Source organism: Streptomyces sp. NPDC107498 (assembly GCF_055582805.1).
On the sequence record NZ_JBVJPE010000005.1, the window covers coordinates 196146 to 213646 of the forward strand.

Here is a 17501-nt window from a genome sequence, read left to right on the forward strand (position 1 = left end):
CCGCCCCCAGCTCCAGGAGAAGCACATGCCCGTACGCTCCGGATGGCTGATGCCCACCGGGCAGACCCGCCAGAACACCCGCATCACCAACATCGGCGCCACCACCCCCGTCAACCCGCTCGGCGTCCGGTCCGGCATCCTGCCCGGCACGTACGACGGCAAGTACCGGGTCGGCGGCCTGTGGATGAGCTCCACCGGCCCGATGACGGCCACCGTCTACCAGGGCAAGGCCGTCGTCCAGGGCGCCACCACCGACGGCGCCTACCCGGTCGCCCTCGACGAGGACATCACGATCACCTTCGCCGACGGCGACCCGCTCAACGACCGCATCGACCTGGTCGTGGTCCGCGTCTACGACAACGACGTGGACGCCCTCGGCAAGTTCGCCGCCGGAATCGAGATCGTCAAGGGCACCCCGGCGGCCGTCCCGGCCGCCCCCGCGGCCCCCGCCCGCTCCCTCGTCCTGTTCACGGTGAAGGTGAAGAAGGGCGCCTCCGCCGGCACCGGCGGCATCGACTGGGCGGGCGGCGCCGCCACCGACCTGCGCACCACGACCGTCTCCGCCGGCGGCATCCTGCCCGTGTACAACAACGCCGGCGTGCCCGGCGCCTACCCGGGCCAGTACCAGGACAACGACAACGCCCACTTCCTCCAGCGCTGGGACGGCACCGCCTGGGTCGCCTACCCCAAGGAGATCGGCGGCATCGCGCCCAGCGGCACGATCACCACCGGCAGCTACAACGGCCAGTACCGCGACTCCAACGGCGGCCAGCTCCAGCGCTGGAACGGCAGCGCCTGGGTGGTCTACCAGCCGCCCGTCGAGACCGAGACCACGACCACCGGGGCCACGGCACTGCCCAACTGGTCGATGGTCTCGTTCAGCGGCCGCAGGACCAAGAGCGGTCTGTGCACCGTCACCGCCACCGTCACCCGCAGCGGCGCCCAGGTCAACGTGGACAGCGCCGGCAACATGCCCGACGAGCCGCTGTGCACCCTCCCGGCCGGCTGGCGTCCGTCCATGGACTTCGAGGCCTCGGCCTGCGACGGCTTCGGCGACGGCGGCGCGAACATCTACACCAACGGCCAGATCAACCTGCGGACCTGGTCCTCCAACGGCGCCCTCGTCCCGGGACGGAACATCCGCATCAGCGCCACCTACGTCCTGTAAGGGGCCCCTCGATGGCAATCGACACGCCCTACCGGGCGATCTTCTGCGACCTGCTCACCGACCAGACGCTGGACATCCTCCCCCTGCGGGACGTCTCGTTCGACGACTACATCGGCAAGGCGGGCTCGCTCTCCGGCACGATCCCCATCCCCGACAAGGACATCGCCGACCGCGTCAAGAAGGTCCGGGAGGGCCGCACCGCGGTCTACCTGGAGCGCGGCGGCGACCTGTGGTGGGGCGGCATCGTCTGGACCAGCACCCTGCAGTCCAGCGGCCGCGGCGTGCTGACCCTCGGCATCCAGGCCGCCACCTTCGACTCGTACGCCGGACGCCGCCGCATCCGCACGGACATCACGTACGACACCCCCACCGACCAGGCGGAGATCGCCCGCCGGCTCTGGCGCGAGCTCGACGTCCAGGCCTATCCCGGTGCCCCCGAGGGCGGGGAACCCCGCCGCCTCGGGATCACGTTCGGCGACGAGGTCCCCAAGTTCCAGAAGACGGCCTCGTGGCGGAAGGGCGACGAGACCGTCTACCTGGAGGCGCTCGACCAGCTCGCCGCCACGGAGAACGGCTTCGAGTACCAGGTCATGGTCTACCGCGACCCGGTCACCGGGCGGCGGATCCGGCAGCTCCGCATCGGCGAACCCAAGATCGTCACCGGCGCGACCGACCTCGTCTTCGACCGGCCCGGCGTCATCCTGTCGTACTCCTTCCCGTACGACGCGACCCGCGGCGGCACCACCGCCCTGGCCCGCGGCGCCTCCACCAACTCCAACGCCGCCGCCGAGTCCCGGCCGATCTTCTCCACCCAGCAGTACGCCAGCGACCTGCTCGTGGACGGCTGGCCGCTGATCGACCTGTCCTCGGACCACAACGAGGTCACCGACCCGCTCGCGCTCGACTCGCTGGCCGCCACCGAACTCGCGCAGGCGCGCGGCGCCGTGGTGATCCCCTCGATCAGCATCCACCTCGGCGGGATCGTCCCGCCGGCGCTCCTCGGCCGCGTCGCCCGCATCCGCATCACCGACGAGTGGTACTCCCAGGGCCTGGACGCCCGCTACCGCATCGTCGGCACCAAGATCACCCCGCCGGAGCGCGGCCGCCCCGACACCGCCGAGCTCTACCTCGAGGAGGCCTGATGCCCCAGCTGCCCGAGGACATCATCGACCGGCTCAACCAGATGGAACGCCGGATCAAGGCCCTGTCCACGGCCGTGAACACCCGGCCCGCCGTCAACGAGTTCCGGCCGACACCGTCCGGAAGCGTCACCGTCACCCGGCCGCTGTTCCGGATCTTCGACGGCTACAACCACGAGATCTTCGCGGACGACATCATGACCGGCGGCCTCGCCCGGCCCTGGCTGCAGCTGATGCCGCCCCTGGCCACCGACCCGGCCAAGTGGCCCTCCACCACCGCCCCCGCCTTCACGACCGTCGCCCGCTGCTCCAACCCCATCTGGCAGCCGAAGATGCGGCTCGCCATCAGCACGGCCGCGTCCAGCGGCGGCACCGGCCAGGTGCGGGTCCTCGTCGACAACGTCCCGTTCGGCCCCACGGTCACCGCCGGCACCACCTACGACTACACCGGACTGCTGCCCGGCGACATGAAGGCCCGGTTCGGCCAGACGATGAACATCGAGATCCAGGCCCTGGCCTCCTCCGGGACGGTCTACGCCCAGCCCGTCCTCATCCACGGCGCCCAGACCTGAGCACCGGGGCCCCGCCGACCAAGCCGACCACGAGGAGCACCCCATGAACATCGACCCCTCCCAGCCCTGGGGCGTGGCCATCGACTACGCGGGCCGCGCCACCGTCACCGAGAACGCCCACGTCCTCTACGTACGCGTCTACGACAACAGCCTGGGCCACACCGTCCAGCGCGACCCGGTCACCGGCCAGTACCCGTCGGTGTACGTCACCGCCGAGCTCACCGAGAAGGGCGCGGGCGACACCGTCCTGCGCGGCTCCGGCCTGGTCATCGTGAACGCGCTGGACGGCGTCCCGGTCGTCCCCGACCAGACCGCCGTCCAGCGGGCGGTGGACGCCGCGCTCGCCGACTTCGAGACCCGCCGGTCCGCGTACGCCGACCTGTGCGCCGCCTGGGCGGCCCCGTCGGTTCCGCCGGTCCAGCCGACCCCGGAACCCGTCCCGTAGAGCCCGTACGGAAGAACGCACCCCGCAGGCCCGCCCGACGCGGGCCTTTCTCATGTCCGGAGGACACCAGATGGCCACTCCCCTCACCGCGGACCGGCTCGTCGCCGCGCTCCGCGCCGAAGGCGTCACCGTCGTCGAACACCCCGGCTGGCGCACCCACAACCGCAACGGTCACGGCGCCTGGGGCCCCGTGACCGGCGTGATCATCCACCACACCGTCTCCGCCGGCACCGCCAACACCGTCGAGATGTGCTTCGACGGGTACGAAGGGCTGCCGGGCCCGCTCTGCCACGGCGTCATCGCCAAGGACGGCAGCGTCCACCTCGTCGGCAACGGCCGCGCCAACCACGCCGGCGGCGGCGACCCGTCCGTCCTCCGGGCCGTGACCAGCGAGACGTACGGCGACCGGCCGCCCGCCCCGCGCGAGCACCAGGGCAGCGCCGGCGCCGTCGACGGCAACTCCCGCTTCTACGGCTTCGAGTGCGTCAACCTCGGCGACGGCACCGACCCCTGGCCGCCCGCCCAGCTCGACGCCATCGAACGGGTCTCCGCCGCCCTGTGCCGGGCCCACGGGTGGGGCGCCCGCTCCGTCATCGGCCACAAGGAGTGGTCGGACTGGAAGGACGACCCCCGGGGCTTCGCCATGCCGACGATGCGCGAGCGCGTACAGGCCCGGCTGAACAAGGCCCCCGCCAAGCCCGCCCCCGGCGCCGGCAAGCCGGCCGCCCCCCGCCTCCAGCCCTTCCCGGGCACCTCGTTCTTCCGCAGGGAGACGAGCTCCCCGGTCATCACGGCCATGGGCCGCCGCCTCGTCGCCGAGGGCTGCTCCGCGTACACCGTCGGCCCGAGCCCCCGCTGGGGCGAGGCCGACCGGCTCAGCTACGCGAAGTGGCAGCACAAGCTCGGCTTCCGCGGCTCCGACGCCGACGGCGTCCCGGGCGCCGCGTCGTGGAACGCGCTGAAGGTCCCGTACACGAAGTAACGCAAGGAGCACAGTGATGTCCGATGCCGCCAAGCGCACGGCCCGTACCGTCCTCCAGTCCGCCGTCGGCATCGCCGTCGTGCTCCCCGCCATCGTCGACGCCTCCGGCGTCCCCGCGACCCTCCCCTGGGTCGCCGGGGCGCTGGCCGTCGCCGGCGGGCTGGCCCGGGTGATGGCCCTCGACCTGGTGCAGAACCTGCTGCCGTCCTGGCTGCGCCCCACCCCGGGCGGTGCCGATGACCGAGCCTGATCCGAACGACCCCGTCGCCGTCGCCCTCGAACTGGAGCGGCTCCGCGGCACCCTGGAGGCCGGCTTCGCCCGCGTCGACGGCTCCCTCGCGCTGCTCGTGCAGCGCAGCGACCAGACCGACAGGCAGCTCGCCGACCACGAGGCCCGCCTCGACGAACTGGAGCGGTCCCGCTGGCCGCTGACCAGCATCGCCGCGCTGGCCGCGAGCGCCGGCGTGCTCGTCGCGGTCTGGGAACTGGCCGCCCGGTGACCTGCCGGTGAGACGAACGCCGAAGGGCGGCCACCCCGGTGAAACGGGATGGCCGCCCTTCGGTCGAGCGACTCGCCTACTGGTTGTACGGACCGTAGTCGTAGTCCTCCAGCGGAACGGCCTGGCCGGAGCCCGAGCCGAACGGCGAGTAGTCGATGTCGTCGTAGCCGACGGCCGAGTACATCGCGGCCTTGGCCTCCTCGGTCGGCTCGACCCGGATGTTGCGGTAGCGGGACAGACCCGTACCGGCCGGGATGAGCTTACCGATGATGACGTTCTCCTTGAGGCCGATGAGGCTGTCGGACTTGGCGTTGATCGCCGCGTCCGTCAGAACTCGGGTCGTCTCCTGGAAGGAGGCGGCCGACAGCCAGGACTCCGTCGCCAGCGAGGCCTTGGTGATACCCATCAGCTGCGGACGGCCGGAGGCGGGGTGACCGCCCTCGGTGACCACACGACGGTTCTCCTGCTCGAACTTCGAGCGCTCGACCAGCTCGCCCGGCAGGAGCTCCGCGTCGCCGGACTCGATGATCGTCACGCGGCGCAGCATCTGCCGGATGATGATCTCGATGTGCTTGTCGTGGATCGACACGCCCTGCGAGTTGTAGACCTTCTGGACTTCGCCGACCAGGTGGACCTGGACCGCGCGCTGACCGAGGATCCGGAGCACGTCGTGCGGGTTGGTGGCACCCACGGTGAGCTTCTGGCCCACCTCGACGTGGTCGCCCTCGCCCACGAGCAGACGGGCACGCTTCGAGATCGGGAACGCCGTCTCGTCGGTGCCGTCGTCCGGGGTGACGACGATCTTCTTGGTCTTCTCGGTCTCCTCGATGCGGACGCGACCGGCCGCCTCGGAGATCGGGGCGACACCCTTCGGCTGCCGCGCCTCGAAGAGCTCGACGACACGGGGCAGACCCTGGGTGATGTCGTCACCGGCCACACCACCGGTGTGGAAGGTACGCATCGTCAGCTGGGTACCGGGCTCACCGATGGACTGGGCGGCGATGATGCCGACCGCCTCACCGATGTCGACCAGCTTGCCGGTGGCGAGCGAACGGCCGTAGCAGAACGCACAGGTGCCGACGGCGGACTCACAGGTCAGGACCGAACGGGTCTTGACCTCCTCGACGCCCGCGTTGACCAGGGCGTCGATGAGCACGTCACCCAGGTCGACGTTGGCCGGCGCGATGACCTTGCCGTCGACGACGACGTCCTCGGCGAGCATCCGCGCGTACACGGAGGTCTCGACGTCGTCCGTCTTCCGCAGGACACCGGCCTCGTCCTTGGCCGCGATCCGCAGCTTCAGACCGCGCTCGGTGCCACAGTCCTCCTCGCGGATGATCACGTCCTGCGAGACGTCCACCAGACGACGGGTCAGGTAACCCGAGTCGGCGGTGCGCAGGGCGGTGTCGGCGAGACCCTTACGGGCACCGTGCGTCGAGATGAAGTACTCGAGGACGGAGAGGCCCTCGCGGAAGGACGCCTTGATGGGACGCGGGATGGTCTCGTTCTTCGCGTTCGACACCAGACCACGCATACCGGCGATCTGCCGCATCTGCATCATGTTTCCTCGGGCACCCGAGTCAACCATCATGAAGATGGGGTTCGTCTTGGGGAAGTTCGCGTTCATCGCCTCGGCGACCTCGTTGGTCGCCTTGGTCCAGATCGCGATGAGCTCCTGCGTGCGCTCTTCCTTGGTGATCAGACCGCGCTCGTACTGCTTCTGGACCTTCTCGTCCTGCGCCTCGTAGCCCTTGACGATCTCCTTCTTCGCCTCGGGAACGACGACGTCGGAGATGGCCACGGTGACGCCGGAACGGGTCGCCCAGTAGAAGCCCGCCGCCTTCAGGTTGTCGAGCGTCGCCGCCACGATGACCTTGGGGTAGCGCTCGGCGAGGTCGTTGACGATCTCGGAGAGCTGCTTCTTGCCGACGGAGTAGTCGACGAACGGGTAGTCCTCGGGCAGCAGCTCGTTGAAGAGCGCGCGGCCCAGCGAGGTCTTCAGACGGAACGAGTCACCCTGCTGCCACTCCGGCTCGCCCTCCTCGGTGACCGGGGGGACCCAACCACGGGGAGCGACGGTGCCGACCGGGAAGCGGATCTCGATCTGCGACTGCAGCGCGAGCTCGCCGGCGTCGAACGCCATGATCGCCTCGGCCGTGGAGCCGAACGCGCGGCCCTCGCCCTTGGTGTCACGGAGCTCGCCGTCGGTGGTGAGGAAGAACAGACCGAGGACCATGTCCTGGGTCGGCATCGTCACCGGACGGCCGTCGGCGGGCTTGAGGATGTTGTTCGAGGACAGCATCAGGATGCGGGCCTCGGCCTGCGCCTCCGCGGAGAGCGGCAGGTGGACGGCCATCTGGTCACCGTCGAAGTCCGCGTTGAACGCGGTGCAGACGAGCGGGTGGATCTGGATGGCCTTGCCCTCGACCAGCTGCGGCTCGAAGGCCTGGATGCCGAGGCGGTGCAGCGTGGGCGCACGGTTCAGCAGGACCGGGTGCTCGGCGATGACCTCTTCGAGGACGTCGTACACGACCGTGCGGCCGCGCTCGACCATCCGCTTGGCCGACTTGATGTTCTGCGCGTGGTTCAGGTCGACCAGGCGCTTCATCACGAACGGCTTGAAGAGCTCCAGCGCCATGGCCTTGGGCAGACCGCACTGGTGCAGCTTCAGCTGCGGACCGACGACGATGACGGAACGCGCCGAGTAGTCGACACGCTTGCCGAGCAGGTTCTGACGGAAACGACCCTGCTTGCCCTTCAGCATGTCGCTGAGGGACTTCAGCGGACGGTTGCCGGGGCCCGTCACCGGGCGACCGCGACGGCCGTTGTCGAAGAGGGCGTCGACCGCCTCCTGGAGCATCCGCTTCTCGTTGTTCACGATGATCTCGGGGGCACCGAGGTCGAGCAGACGCTTCAGACGGTTGTTGCGGTTGATCACACGGCGGTACAGGTCGTTCAGGTCGGAGGTCGCGAAGCGGCCACCGTCCAGCTGCACCATCGGACGCAGGTCCGGCGGGATGACCGGGACGCAGTCCAGGACCATGCCCTTGGGGCTGTTCGCCGTCTGCAGGAACGCGGAGACGACCTTGAGGCGCTTGAGCGCGCGGGTCTTCTTCTGGCCCTTGCCGGTACGGATGATCTCGCGGAGGCGCTCGGCCTCCTCCTCCAGGTCGAAGGACTCCAGGCGCTTCTGCAGCGCCGCGGCACCCATCGAACCGTCGAAGTACGTGCCGAAGCGGTCACGCAGCTCGCGGTAGAGGAGCTCGTCGCCCTCCAGGTCCTGGACCTTGAGGTTCTTGAAGCGCGACCAGACCTCGTCCAGACGGTCGATCTCGCGCTGCGCGCGGTCGCGCAGCTGCTTCATCTCGCGCTCGGCACCCTCGCGCACCTTGCGGCGCACGTCGGCCTTGGCGCCCTCGGCCTCCAGCTCGGCGAGGTCGTTCTCGAGCTTCTTGGCGCGGGCCTCCAGGTCGGAGTCGCGACGGTTCTCGATCTGCTGGCGCTCGACGGAGACGTGCGCCTCCAGCGAGGGCAGGTCACGCGTACGACGCTCGTCGTCGACGTACGTGATCATGTACGCCGCGAAGTAGATGACCTTCTCCAGGTCCTTCGGGGCGAGGTCGAGCAGGTAGCCGAGGCGCGACGGAACGCCCTTGAAGTACCAGATGTGGGTGACGGGGGCGGCGAGCTCGATGTGGCCCATCCGCTCGCGGCGCACCTTGGCGCGGGTGACCTCGACGCCACACCGCTCGCAGATGATGCCCTTGAAGCGGACGCGCTTGTACTTGCCGCAGTAGCACTCCCAGTCCCGGGTCGGACCGAAGATCTTCTCGCAGAAGAGTCCGTCCTTCTCGGGCTTGAGCGTGCGGTAGTTGATGGTCTCCGGCTTCTTGACCTCGCCGTGGCTCCACTGACGGATGTCGTCAGCGGTGGCCAGACCGATCCGGAGCTCGTCGAAGAAGTTGACGTCGAGCACTATGCGTCAATCCCTCTCAGGGTTGTAAGGCTGTGGGTCTGATACGGGGGTCCTGGGGCCGGCGGGGGGCTCATCGCTGAGCCCCCCGCCGGACTCCCGTCAGACCTCTTCGACGCTGCTCGGCTCGCGCCGGGACAGGTCGATGCCGAGCTCCTCCGCAGCGCGGAAGACGTCCTCGTCGGTGTCGCGCATCTCGATGGACATGCCGTCCGAGGACAGCACCTCCACGTTGAGGCACAGGGACTGCATCTCCTTGATGAGGACCTTGAAGGACTCGGGGATGCCGGGCTCAGGGATGTTCTCGCCCTTGACGATGGCCTCGTAGACCTTCACGCGGCCGGTCACGTCGTCGGACTTGATCGTCAGCAGCTCCTGGAGGGCGTACGCGGCGCCGTAAGCCTCCAGCGCCCACACCTCCATCTCACCGAAGCGCTGGCCACCGAACTGGGCCTTACCACCCAGCGGCTGCTGGGTGATCATCGAGTACGGGCCGGTCGAGCGGGCGTGCAGCTTGTCGTCGACCAGGTGGTGGAGCTTGAGGATGTACATGTACCCGACCGAGATCGGGTCCGGGAACGGCTCGCCGGAGCGGCCGTCGAACAGCCTCGCCTTGCCGGTCGGGAGCACCATGCGCTCGCCGTCGCGGTTCGGGATGGTGTGCTGGAGCAGACCCGCGAGCTCGTCCTCGCGCGCACCGTCGAAGACCGGGGTCGCGACGTTGGTGCCGGGGGCGACCTGGTCGGCGCCGATCACCTGGAGGCGCTGCGCCCACTCGTCCGCGAGGCCGGAGACGTCCCAGCCGCGGCTGGCGAGCCAGCCGAGGTGGATCTCCAGGACCTGTCCCGGGTTCATTCGGGACGGGACGCCCAGCGGGTTGAGGATGATGTCGACCGGGGTGCCGTCCTCGAGGAACGGCATGTCCTCGATCGGGAGGATCTTCGAGATGACGCCCTTGTTGCCGTGACGGCCGGCGAGCTTGTCACCGTCGGTGATCTTGCGCTTCTGGGCGACGTAGACGCGGACCAGCTGGTTCACGCCCGGGGGAAGCTCGTCGCCCTCCTCGCGGTCGAAGACGCGGACGCCGATGATCTTGCCGATCTCGCCGTGCGGCACCTTCAGGGAGGTGTCACGGACCTCACGGGCCTTCTCGCCGAAGATCGCGCGGAGCAGGCGCTCCTCCGGGGTCAGCTCGGTCTCGCCCTTGGGCGTGACCTTGCCGACCAGGATGTCGCCGGCGACGACCTCGGCACCGATGCGGATGATGCCGCGCTCGTCGAGGTCCGCGAGGACCTCCTCGGAGACGTTCGGGATGTCCCGGGTGATCTCCTCGGGGCCGAGCTTGGTGTCACGGGCGTCGACCTCGTGCTCCTCGATGTGGATCGAGGAGAGGACGTCGTCCTGCACGAGGCGCTGCGACAGGATGATCGCGTCCTCGTAGTTGTGGCCCTCCCACGGCATGAACGCCACGAGCAGGTTCTTGCCGAGCGCCATCTCGCCGTCTTCGGTGGCGGGACCGTCGGCGAGGACCTGGCCCTCGATGACGCGGTCGCCCTCGTCCACGACGACCTTCTGGTTCACAGAGGTGCCCTGGTTGGAGCGGGAGAACTTGTGCAGGCGGTACGTGATGTACGTGCCGTCGTCGTTGGCGACCGTGATGTAGTCGGCCGACAGCTCCTGGACGACACCGTCCTTCTCGGCCTTGAGCACGTCGCCGGCGTCGGTGGCGCAGCGGTACTCCATGCCGGTGCCGACGAGCGGGGCCTCCGACTTAATCAGCGGGACGGCCTGACGCATCATGTTCGCGCCCATGAGGGCGCGGTTGGCGTCGTCGTGCTCGAGGAACGGGATCATGGCGGTCGCGACCGACACCATCTGGCGCGGCGAGACGTCCATGTAGTCCACGTCCGACGGCTCGACGTAGTCGACCTCGCCGCCGCGCTTGCGGACCAGGACGCGGTTCTCGGAGAAGCGGAGCTCGTCGTCGAGCGCGGCGTTGGCCTGCGCGATGACGAAGCGGTCCTCCTCGTCGGCGGTGACGTAGTCGACCTCGTCGGTGACGCGGCCGTCGACGACCTTGCGGTACGGCGTCTCGATGAAGCCGAACGCGTTGACGCGGCCGTACGAGGCGAGCGAACCGATCAGACCGATGTTCGGGCCTTCGGGGGTCTCGATCGGGCACATGCGTCCGTAGTGGGACGGGTGCACGTCTCGGACCTCGAAGCCGGCCCGCTCACGGGAGAGACCACCGGGACCCAGCGCCGAGAGACGACGCTTGTGCGTCAGACCCGACAGCGGGTTGTTCTGGTCCATGAACTGGGACAGCTGCGAGGTGCCGAAGAACTCCTTGATCGACGCCACGACCGGGCGGATGTTGATCAGGGTCTGCGGGGTGATCGCCTCGACGTCCTGGGTCGTCATCCGCTCGCGGACGACGCGCTCCATACGAGCCAGACCCGTGCGGACCTGGTTCTGGATGAGCTCGCCGACGTTGCGCAGACGACGGTTGCCGAAGTGGTCGATGTCGTCGGTCTCGACGACGATCTCGTTGCCGTTCTCGCCGGTCGTCTCGGTCTCGCCCGCGTGGAGCTTCACCAGGTACTTGATCGTGGCGATGATGTCGTCGGTGGTGAGGACACCGGCGTCCAGCGGCTCGTCGGCGCCGAGCTTCTTGTTCACCTTGTAGCGGCCGACCTTCGCGAGGTCGTAGCGCTTCGGGTTGAAGTAGAGGTTCTCGAGCAGCGTCTGAGCGGCCTCACGGGTCGGCGGCTCGCCCGGACGGAGCTTGCGGTAGATGTCGAGCAGCGCGTCGTCCTGGCCCTGGGTGTGGTCCTTCTCCAGGGTGGCGCGCATGGACTCGTACTCGCCGAACTCCTGCAGGATCTGCTCGGTGGTCCAGCCGAGGGCCTTCAGGAGGACGGTGACGGACTGCTTGCGCTTGCGGTCGATGCGGACACCGACCAGGTCGCGCTTGTCGATCTCCATCTCCAGCCAGGCACCCCGGGACGGGATGATCTTGGCGGAGAAGATGTCCTTGTCGGACGTCTTGTCGATCGACGAGTCGAAGTAGACACCCGGCGAACGGACCAGCTGCGACACCACGACGCGCTCGGTGCCGTTGATGACGAAGGTGCCCTTGTTGGTCATGAGCGGGAAGTCGCCCATGAAGACCGTCTGGGACTTGATCTCGCCGGTCTCGTTGTTGGTGAACTCGGCGGTGACGAAGAGCGGGGCGCCGTACGTGAAGTCACGGTCCTTGCACTCGTCGATCGAGTTCTTCGGCGGCTCGAAGCGGTGGTCGCGGAAGGTCAGCGACATCGACCCGGAGAAGTCCTCGATCGGGGAGATCTCCTCGAAGATCTCCTCCAGACCGGACTTCGTGGGGACGTCCTGTCCCGACTCAAGGGCAGCCTCGACGCGAGCCTTCCAGGCGGCGTTGCCGAGCAGCCAGTCAAAGCTCTCGGTCTGCAGCGCGAGGAGGTTCGGAACCTCGAGGGGCTCCTTGATCTTTGCAAAGGAGATGCGCAGCGGGGCGGTGCTTGCGCCGTTGTTCGTATTGGTCGAGGCGTTGCGCGAGGCGGCCAAGAGGGGGTCCTTCCGAGGGCTCGGACTCACTACGCGCGTACCGGTCCCCAGCAACACTTCACGGCAGACGTTTCCTGAAATGACTGAAAGGCCAGGTCAGACGGGGTCGGTCCACGAAGTTGATGCGAAGGTATGCCCCTGGTGACGGGCAGGGGGCAGCTAACAGGCAGCGCAAAGGGTCAGTGTAGCCACTTGGCCCACTGATGTCCAGGGCGACTTCTTCGCGTCCCTCGTTGCTCTCAACTCCGCGGTACCTCGCGCCGTGCGGCGCACCTCGATACTGCCCGTTCGGTCGTCGATCCATGCCTCGGAAACGGATCGTTGTGACGACGCGTCCTGAGAATTGCGCGCTGCGTGCGGTTCGTCAAGGCCCCCCGGTGTGCGGGGCGCACGGCGAAGATCACCATACTCCGCTCGCGGCGGCCCTCGGGACCCCCGCCACGCCCTTCCGGGAACGCCGAAAGGCGACCACCCAGATGGATGATCGCCTCTCGGTGCCTCCGCGTTACACGGGGGCAGGAGTCAGCTCAGCGAGCCGAAACGGTCTTACTTGACCGTGACGGAGGCGCCGGCGGCCTTGAGGGACTCGGCAGCCTTCTCGGCGGCCTCCTTCGCGACCTTCTCGAGGACCGGCTTCGGGGTGCCGTCGACGAGGTCCTTGGCCTCCTTGAGGCCCAGGGAGGTGAGCTCGCGCACGACCTTGATGACCTGGATCTTCTTGTCGCCGGCACCCTCGAGGATGACGTCGAACTCGTCCTGCTCCTCGGCGGCGGCGGCGGCGTCGCCACCACCCTGGGCCGGACCGGCAACGGCGACGGCCGCGGCGGCGGTGACGTCGAACTTCTCCTCGAAGGCCTTCACGAACTCGGAGAGCTCGATGAGGGTCATCTCCTCGAACTGGGCGAGGAGGTCGTCCTGAGAGAGCTTCGCCATGATGGGCGATCCTTCCACTAATTCGGCAGGTGCCGATGTGTCTATAGAGGCGGGCGTAACGGCCCGCTACGACCCGTGCGCTAGGCGGCGCGGATCAATGCGCGAGCCGAATTACTCGGCACCGCCCTGCTCGGCGAGCTTGACGCGAAGCGCCTCCGCGGTGCGGACGAACTTCGACGGCAGCGCCTGGAAGAGCGAGGCAGCCTGAGACTGCTTGCCCTTGAAGGCACCGGCCAGCTTGCTGAGCAGAACCTCGCGGGACTCGAGGTCCGCAAGCTTCTTGATGTCGTCGGCGGAGAGAGCCTTACCGTCAAGGACACCGGCCTTGATGATGAGGTTCGGGTTCTCCTTGGCGAAGTCACGCAGGGCCTTCGCCGACTCCACCGGGTCACCGGTGACGAAGGCGACCGCGGTCGGACCAGCGAAGTGCTCGTCCAGTGCGGTGATCCCGGCCTCGTTGGCCGCAATCTTGGTCAGCGTGTTCTTCACCACGGCGTACTGGGCGTTCTCACCGAGCGAACGACGCAGCGTCTTGAGCTGCGCGACGGTGAGACCCCGGTACTCGGTCAGCACGGCGGCGTTGGAGCTCTGGAACGCGTCCTTGAGCTCGGCCACCGATGCAGCCTTGTTGGGCGTCGGCATAGTGCGTCAGCCTCCTTCCGGGTGATGAGGACCGCTCAGAAGGAGGCTGAACAAAACAAAACGCCCCGGCGCAGGCGCACGGGGCTGAGCTCGACCGGACGAGAGTCCGGGAACTTTCCACAGTCACCTGCGCGGGTCGTCCGTTGTCAGCGGATCCTTCGGCCACCGCACCCGGTAGGGGCACAGCAACGACCAGCGGTCTTTGGCTTCTGTGGAAGAGTACGCGATGGCCCGCGCCAGGGGCAAATCAGGCCTTGCCGACGCCCTTCAGCATCTCGAAGAGGTCCACGGTGTCCTTGGCCGGCGGGGCCTGGACGGCGGCCTTGGTGCCGTAGTCGCTGTAGTCGGCCCGCATCTGCATCGTGCCCTGGGCCATGGTCATGCCGACGTCCATGCGGGCCGGGTAACCGTCCTCGGTGACCCAGAGCTCGGTGTCGTAGCCCTTGAGGCCCGCCTTCTTCACGTTGGCGATGAGCTTGTCGTGGTCCTCCTTGGAGAGGAGCTTGGACGACTCGTTGGCCTTGAGCATCTGCTCGAAGGTGAGCGTGCCCTTGTAGTGCTGGGTCTCCATGCCGTTGACCTTCTCGGCACCGACGTGCTTCAGGTCCGGGGAGTCCAGGAGCAGGGCGAGCTGCTGGGCCGGGTCCTGGTTCATGTTGTCCAGGCCGCCGGTCATCTGCTTCTGCAGCGCCTCGTCCCCGGAGGCCTCCGCGGCGGCCTTCAGGTCCAGCTTCATCCAGCGCTTGCCGTCCGTCTCGGCGGCCTTCTCGGCACCCATGTCCATGTACATGGCCTGGTCGAGCATGATCACGCGCATCTGCTCGGGCCCGCCCGGGGCGCCGGCGGACAGCAGGGAGCTCTTCATGGTGATGTCCATCACTGCCGGGGCCCAGCCCTGGGTCCCCGTCATCTCGATGGTGCCGGACTCCGCGCCGACGCCCTTCATGCTCATGGTCATCCTGACCTTGGCGGCCTTGGCCGCCGAGGTCTTCTCGTACGCGGCCTGGATGACCTTCGTGACGTCCCCGTGGCTCTGCGCCTTCGGTTCGGCGCCCCCGGCCTTCGCGTCACCGTCCTGGCATCCCGCGACCCCCGTGACGACGGCCACGGCCGTCAGGGCTACGCCCGCGCGCTTCCATGTGGACGCGTTCATGAGTCCCCACCCCTCGTTTCATGACTGTGCGGTCCCCCGCACCGTAACAAGAAGCCGGCCCCGCTCCTCCGAAGAGGTGCGGGGCCGGCTCGACCACTCAGTGAACCCGTGGGGTTCAGACCGCGGCCGGGTCCTCCTCGACGAGGAGGTTGCGGGTGCGGTTGGAGTCCAGCGGGATGCCGGGGCCCATCGTCGTCGTGATGGTCGCCTTCTTGATGTAGCGACCCTTCGCGGCGGACGGCTTCAGACGGAGGATCTCCTCCAGGGCCGCGGCGTAGTTCTCGACCAGCTTCGTCTCGTCGAAGGAGACCTTGCCGATGATGAAGTGCAGGTTCGAGTGCTTGTCGACGCGGAACTCGATCTTGCCGCCCTTGATGTCGTTGACGGCCTTCGCGACATCGGGGGTGACGGTGCCGACCTTGGGGTTCGGCATGAGACCACGCGGGCCGAGGACGCGGCCGAGGCGGCCGACCTTGCCCATGAGGTCCGGGGTGGCCACCACGGCGTCGAACTCGTTCAGGCGGTTGCCCTTGGAGATCTCGTCGATGAGCTCGTCGGAGCCGACGATGTCGGCGCCCGCGGCGATCGCGGCCTCGGCACGGTCACCGGTCGCGAAGACCAGGACCCGGGCGGTCTTGCCGGTGCCGTGCGGAAGGTTCACGGTGCCACGGACCATCTGGTCGGCCTTGCGCGGGTCGACGCCCAGGCGGAAGGCGACCTCGACGGTGCCGTCGAACTTCGTGGTGGCGGTGTCCTTGGCGAGACGGACGGCCTCGAGGGGCGCGTAGTTCCGCTCGCGGTCGACCTTGGCGTCCGCGCTGCGGAGAGCCTTGCTGCGCTTCACTGCTTCTCCTGTTGGTTCAGGTATGGAGTCGTGGTGCGGGCCGCGCCGGCCCTACCACTGGAGGTCAAACGGGGGTGATCAGCCCTCGACCGTGATGCCCATGGAACGGGCGGTGCCGGCGATGATCTTGGACGCGGCGTCCAGGTCGTTGGCGTTGAGGTCGGGGAGCTTGACCGTGGCGATCTCGCGGACCTGGGCGGCCGTGAGCTTGGCGACCTTGGTCTTGTGCGGCTCGCCGGAGCCCTTGTCCACACCCGCGGCCTTGAGGATCAGCTTGGCGGCCGGCGGAGTCTTGGTGATGAAGGTGAAGGTGCGGTCTTCGTAGACCGTGATCTCCACCGGCACGACCATGCCGCGCTGCGACTCGGTCGCGGCGTTGTAGGCCTTGCAGAACTCCATGATGTTGACGCCGTGCTGACCCAGCGCGGGGCCGACCGGCGGGGCCGGGTTGGCCGCACCGGCGTTGATCTGGAGCTTGATAAGCCCCGTGACCTTCTTCTTCTTGGGAGGCATTGCTCTCTCCGGGTCCTAGTGAGAGTGTTCAGCCCGCCACCCGGTCATCCGGATGGAGGCATACCGCACAACGATAACGGGTATAGAGGTGCGGCTAAAAACCGAGCAGGTCAGAGCGGCTGCGAGAGCCACTCTGACCTGGTCGGAAGACGGTGAGATCAGTTCTTCTGGATCTGGTCGAAGCTGAGCTCGACCGGGGTCTCGCGACCGAAGATCTCGACGAGGCCCTTGACCTTCTTCGAGTCCGGGTTGATCTCGTTGATCGTGGCCTGGAGGGTCGCGAACGGGCCGTCGGTGACGGTGACCGAGTCGCCGACCTCGAAGTCCAGGACCTGGACCTCCAGCTTGCGGGCCGGAGCCGGCTTGCCCTCGGCCTCGGCGGCCTCGCGGGCGGCCTTCTCCTCGGCCTCCGGGGCGAGCATCTTGACGATCTCGTCCAGGGTCAGCGGGTACGGGTCGTAGGCGTTGCCCACGAAGCCGGTGACGCCGGGGGTGTTGCGGACGACGCCCCAGGACTCGTTCGTCAGGTCCATGCGGACGAGGACGTAGCCGGGAAGCTTGTTCTGCTTGACGTTCTTCCGCTCGCCGCCCTTGATCTGGACGATCTCTTCCTCGGGGACCTCGGCCTGGTAGATGAAGTCCTCGACGTTGAGCGAGACGGCACGCTGCTCGAGGTTGGCCTTCACGCGCTTCTCGTAGCCCGCGTAGGTGTGGATGACGTACCACTCGCCGGGGAGCGTGCGGAGCTCCTCGCGGAGCGCGGCGACCGGGTCGACCGGGGCGGCCGGCTCGGCCTCCTCGTCGGTCTCTTCCTCGGCGTCCTCGACCTCGGCCTCGGCGTCCTCGACGGCCTCGTCCTCGTCGGTCTCGTCGTCCTCGTCGGCGTCGACGGCCTCGTCGATCTCGACGTCCTCGTCCGCAGCGTCCTCAGCAGCGTCGACCTCGACGTCCTCGACGTCCTCGTCGGCGGCCTCGACGATGTCCAGCTCGTCCTCGGCGGACTCGGACTCGAAGGCGTCGTTCAGGTTCGCGTCAGACACGGTGGCTGCTTC

General features: G+C 68.2%; 15 protein-coding genes. 7 read left to right on the forward strand and 8 right to left on the reverse strand.

The features are described 5' to 3' along the window. Nucleotides 1–25 precede the first annotated feature (25 nt). The 7 genes from ACZ66Z_RS11360 (at nucleotide 26) to ACZ66Z_RS11390 (ending at nucleotide 4806) form a co-directional block, all read left to right on the forward strand. Complete coding sequence (locus ACZ66Z_RS11360) at nucleotides 26–1168, forward strand: hypothetical protein (RefSeq protein ID WP_469933719.1); 1143 nt, start codon at nucleotides 26–28, stop codon at nucleotides 1166–1168. An 11-nt stretch (nucleotides 1169–1179) separates the two neighbouring features. Further along, entirely contained in the window at nucleotides 1180–2310 is a 1131-nt protein-coding gene (locus ACZ66Z_RS11365) for a hypothetical protein (protein ID WP_469933720.1), read from the forward strand. Beyond that, the gene (locus tag ACZ66Z_RS11370; RefSeq protein WP_469933721.1) at nucleotides 2310–2879 is read left to right on the forward strand and encodes a hypothetical protein; all 570 of its coding nucleotides are present in this window, start codon (nucleotides 2310–2312) and stop codon (nucleotides 2877–2879) included. Before ACZ66Z_RS11365 ends, ACZ66Z_RS11370 begins: the two co-directional genes overlap by 1 nt. Nucleotides 2880–2922: 43 nt before the next feature. Beyond that, the gene (locus ACZ66Z_RS11375) at nucleotides 2923–3324 is read left to right on the forward strand and encodes an ATP-binding protein (protein WP_469933722.1); all 402 of its coding nucleotides are present in this window, start codon (nucleotides 2923–2925) and stop codon (nucleotides 3322–3324) included. A 70-nt stretch (nucleotides 3325–3394) separates the two neighbouring features. Next, nucleotides 3395–4306, forward strand: a complete 912-nt coding sequence (locus ACZ66Z_RS11380) for a peptidoglycan-binding protein (protein WP_469933723.1) — start codon at nucleotides 3395–3397, stop codon at nucleotides 4304–4306. Nucleotides 4307–4322: 16 nt separating this feature from the next. Then, complete coding sequence (locus tag ACZ66Z_RS11385; RefSeq protein ID WP_469933724.1) at nucleotides 4323–4556, forward strand: hypothetical protein; 234 nt, start codon at nucleotides 4323–4325, stop codon at nucleotides 4554–4556. Continuing rightward, the gene (locus ACZ66Z_RS11390; RefSeq protein ID WP_469933725.1) at nucleotides 4543–4806 is read left to right on the forward strand and encodes a hypothetical protein; all 264 of its coding nucleotides are present in this window, start codon (nucleotides 4543–4545) and stop codon (nucleotides 4804–4806) included. The genes ACZ66Z_RS11385 and ACZ66Z_RS11390 overlap by 14 nt, the downstream gene beginning before the upstream one ends. A gap of 76 nt (nucleotides 4807–4882) precedes the next feature. On the opposite strand, the gene ACZ66Z_RS11395 is transcribed toward ACZ66Z_RS11390, so the two are convergent. From ACZ66Z_RS11395 to nusG, 8 genes are all read right to left on the reverse strand, one after another. Beyond that, nucleotides 4883–8782 (reverse strand): DNA-directed RNA polymerase subunit beta', encoded by a 3900-nt coding sequence (locus tag ACZ66Z_RS11395; RefSeq protein ID WP_469933726.1) that lies wholly within the window; start codon nucleotides 8780–8782, stop codon nucleotides 4883–4885. 99 nt (nucleotides 8783–8881) lie between these two features. After that, complete coding sequence (rpoB, locus tag ACZ66Z_RS11400; RefSeq protein ID WP_469933727.1) at nucleotides 8882–12364, reverse strand: DNA-directed RNA polymerase subunit beta; 3483 nt, start codon at nucleotides 12362–12364, stop codon at nucleotides 8882–8884. Between the two features lie 546 nt (nucleotides 12365–12910). Next, nucleotides 12911–13297 carry a 50S ribosomal protein L7/L12 gene (rplL, locus tag ACZ66Z_RS11405; protein WP_468879131.1) on the reverse strand — a complete coding sequence of 129 codons (387 nt, stop codon included), beginning with the start codon at nucleotides 13295–13297 and terminating at the stop codon, nucleotides 12911–12913. Nucleotides 13298–13408: 111 nt separating this feature from the next. Beyond that, nucleotides 13409–13939 (reverse strand): 50S ribosomal protein L10, encoded by a 531-nt coding sequence (gene rplJ / locus ACZ66Z_RS11410; protein WP_030687887.1) that lies wholly within the window; start codon nucleotides 13937–13939, stop codon nucleotides 13409–13411. 247 nt (nucleotides 13940–14186) lie between these two features. Beyond that, complete coding sequence (locus tag ACZ66Z_RS11415; RefSeq protein ID WP_469933728.1) at nucleotides 14187–15092, reverse strand: SCO4651 family lipoprotein; 906 nt, start codon at nucleotides 15090–15092, stop codon at nucleotides 14187–14189. A gap of 115 nt (nucleotides 15093–15207) precedes the next feature. Further along, the gene (gene rplA, locus ACZ66Z_RS11420) at nucleotides 15208–15936 is read right to left on the reverse strand and encodes a 50S ribosomal protein L1 (protein ID WP_469933729.1); all 729 of its coding nucleotides are present in this window, start codon (nucleotides 15934–15936) and stop codon (nucleotides 15208–15210) included. A 78-nt stretch (nucleotides 15937–16014) separates the two neighbouring features. Next, nucleotides 16015–16449: a 50S ribosomal protein L11 gene (gene rplK, locus ACZ66Z_RS11425; RefSeq protein WP_015035536.1), complete on the reverse strand. Its 435-nt coding sequence runs from the start codon at nucleotides 16447–16449 to the stop codon at nucleotides 16015–16017. Nucleotides 16450–16607: 158 nt separating this feature from the next. Next, nucleotides 16608–17489 carry a transcription termination/antitermination protein NusG gene (gene nusG / locus ACZ66Z_RS11430; RefSeq protein ID WP_469933730.1) on the reverse strand — a complete coding sequence of 294 codons (882 nt, stop codon included), beginning with the start codon at nucleotides 17487–17489 and terminating at the stop codon, nucleotides 16608–16610. Nucleotides 17490–17501: the final 12 nt, after the last annotated feature.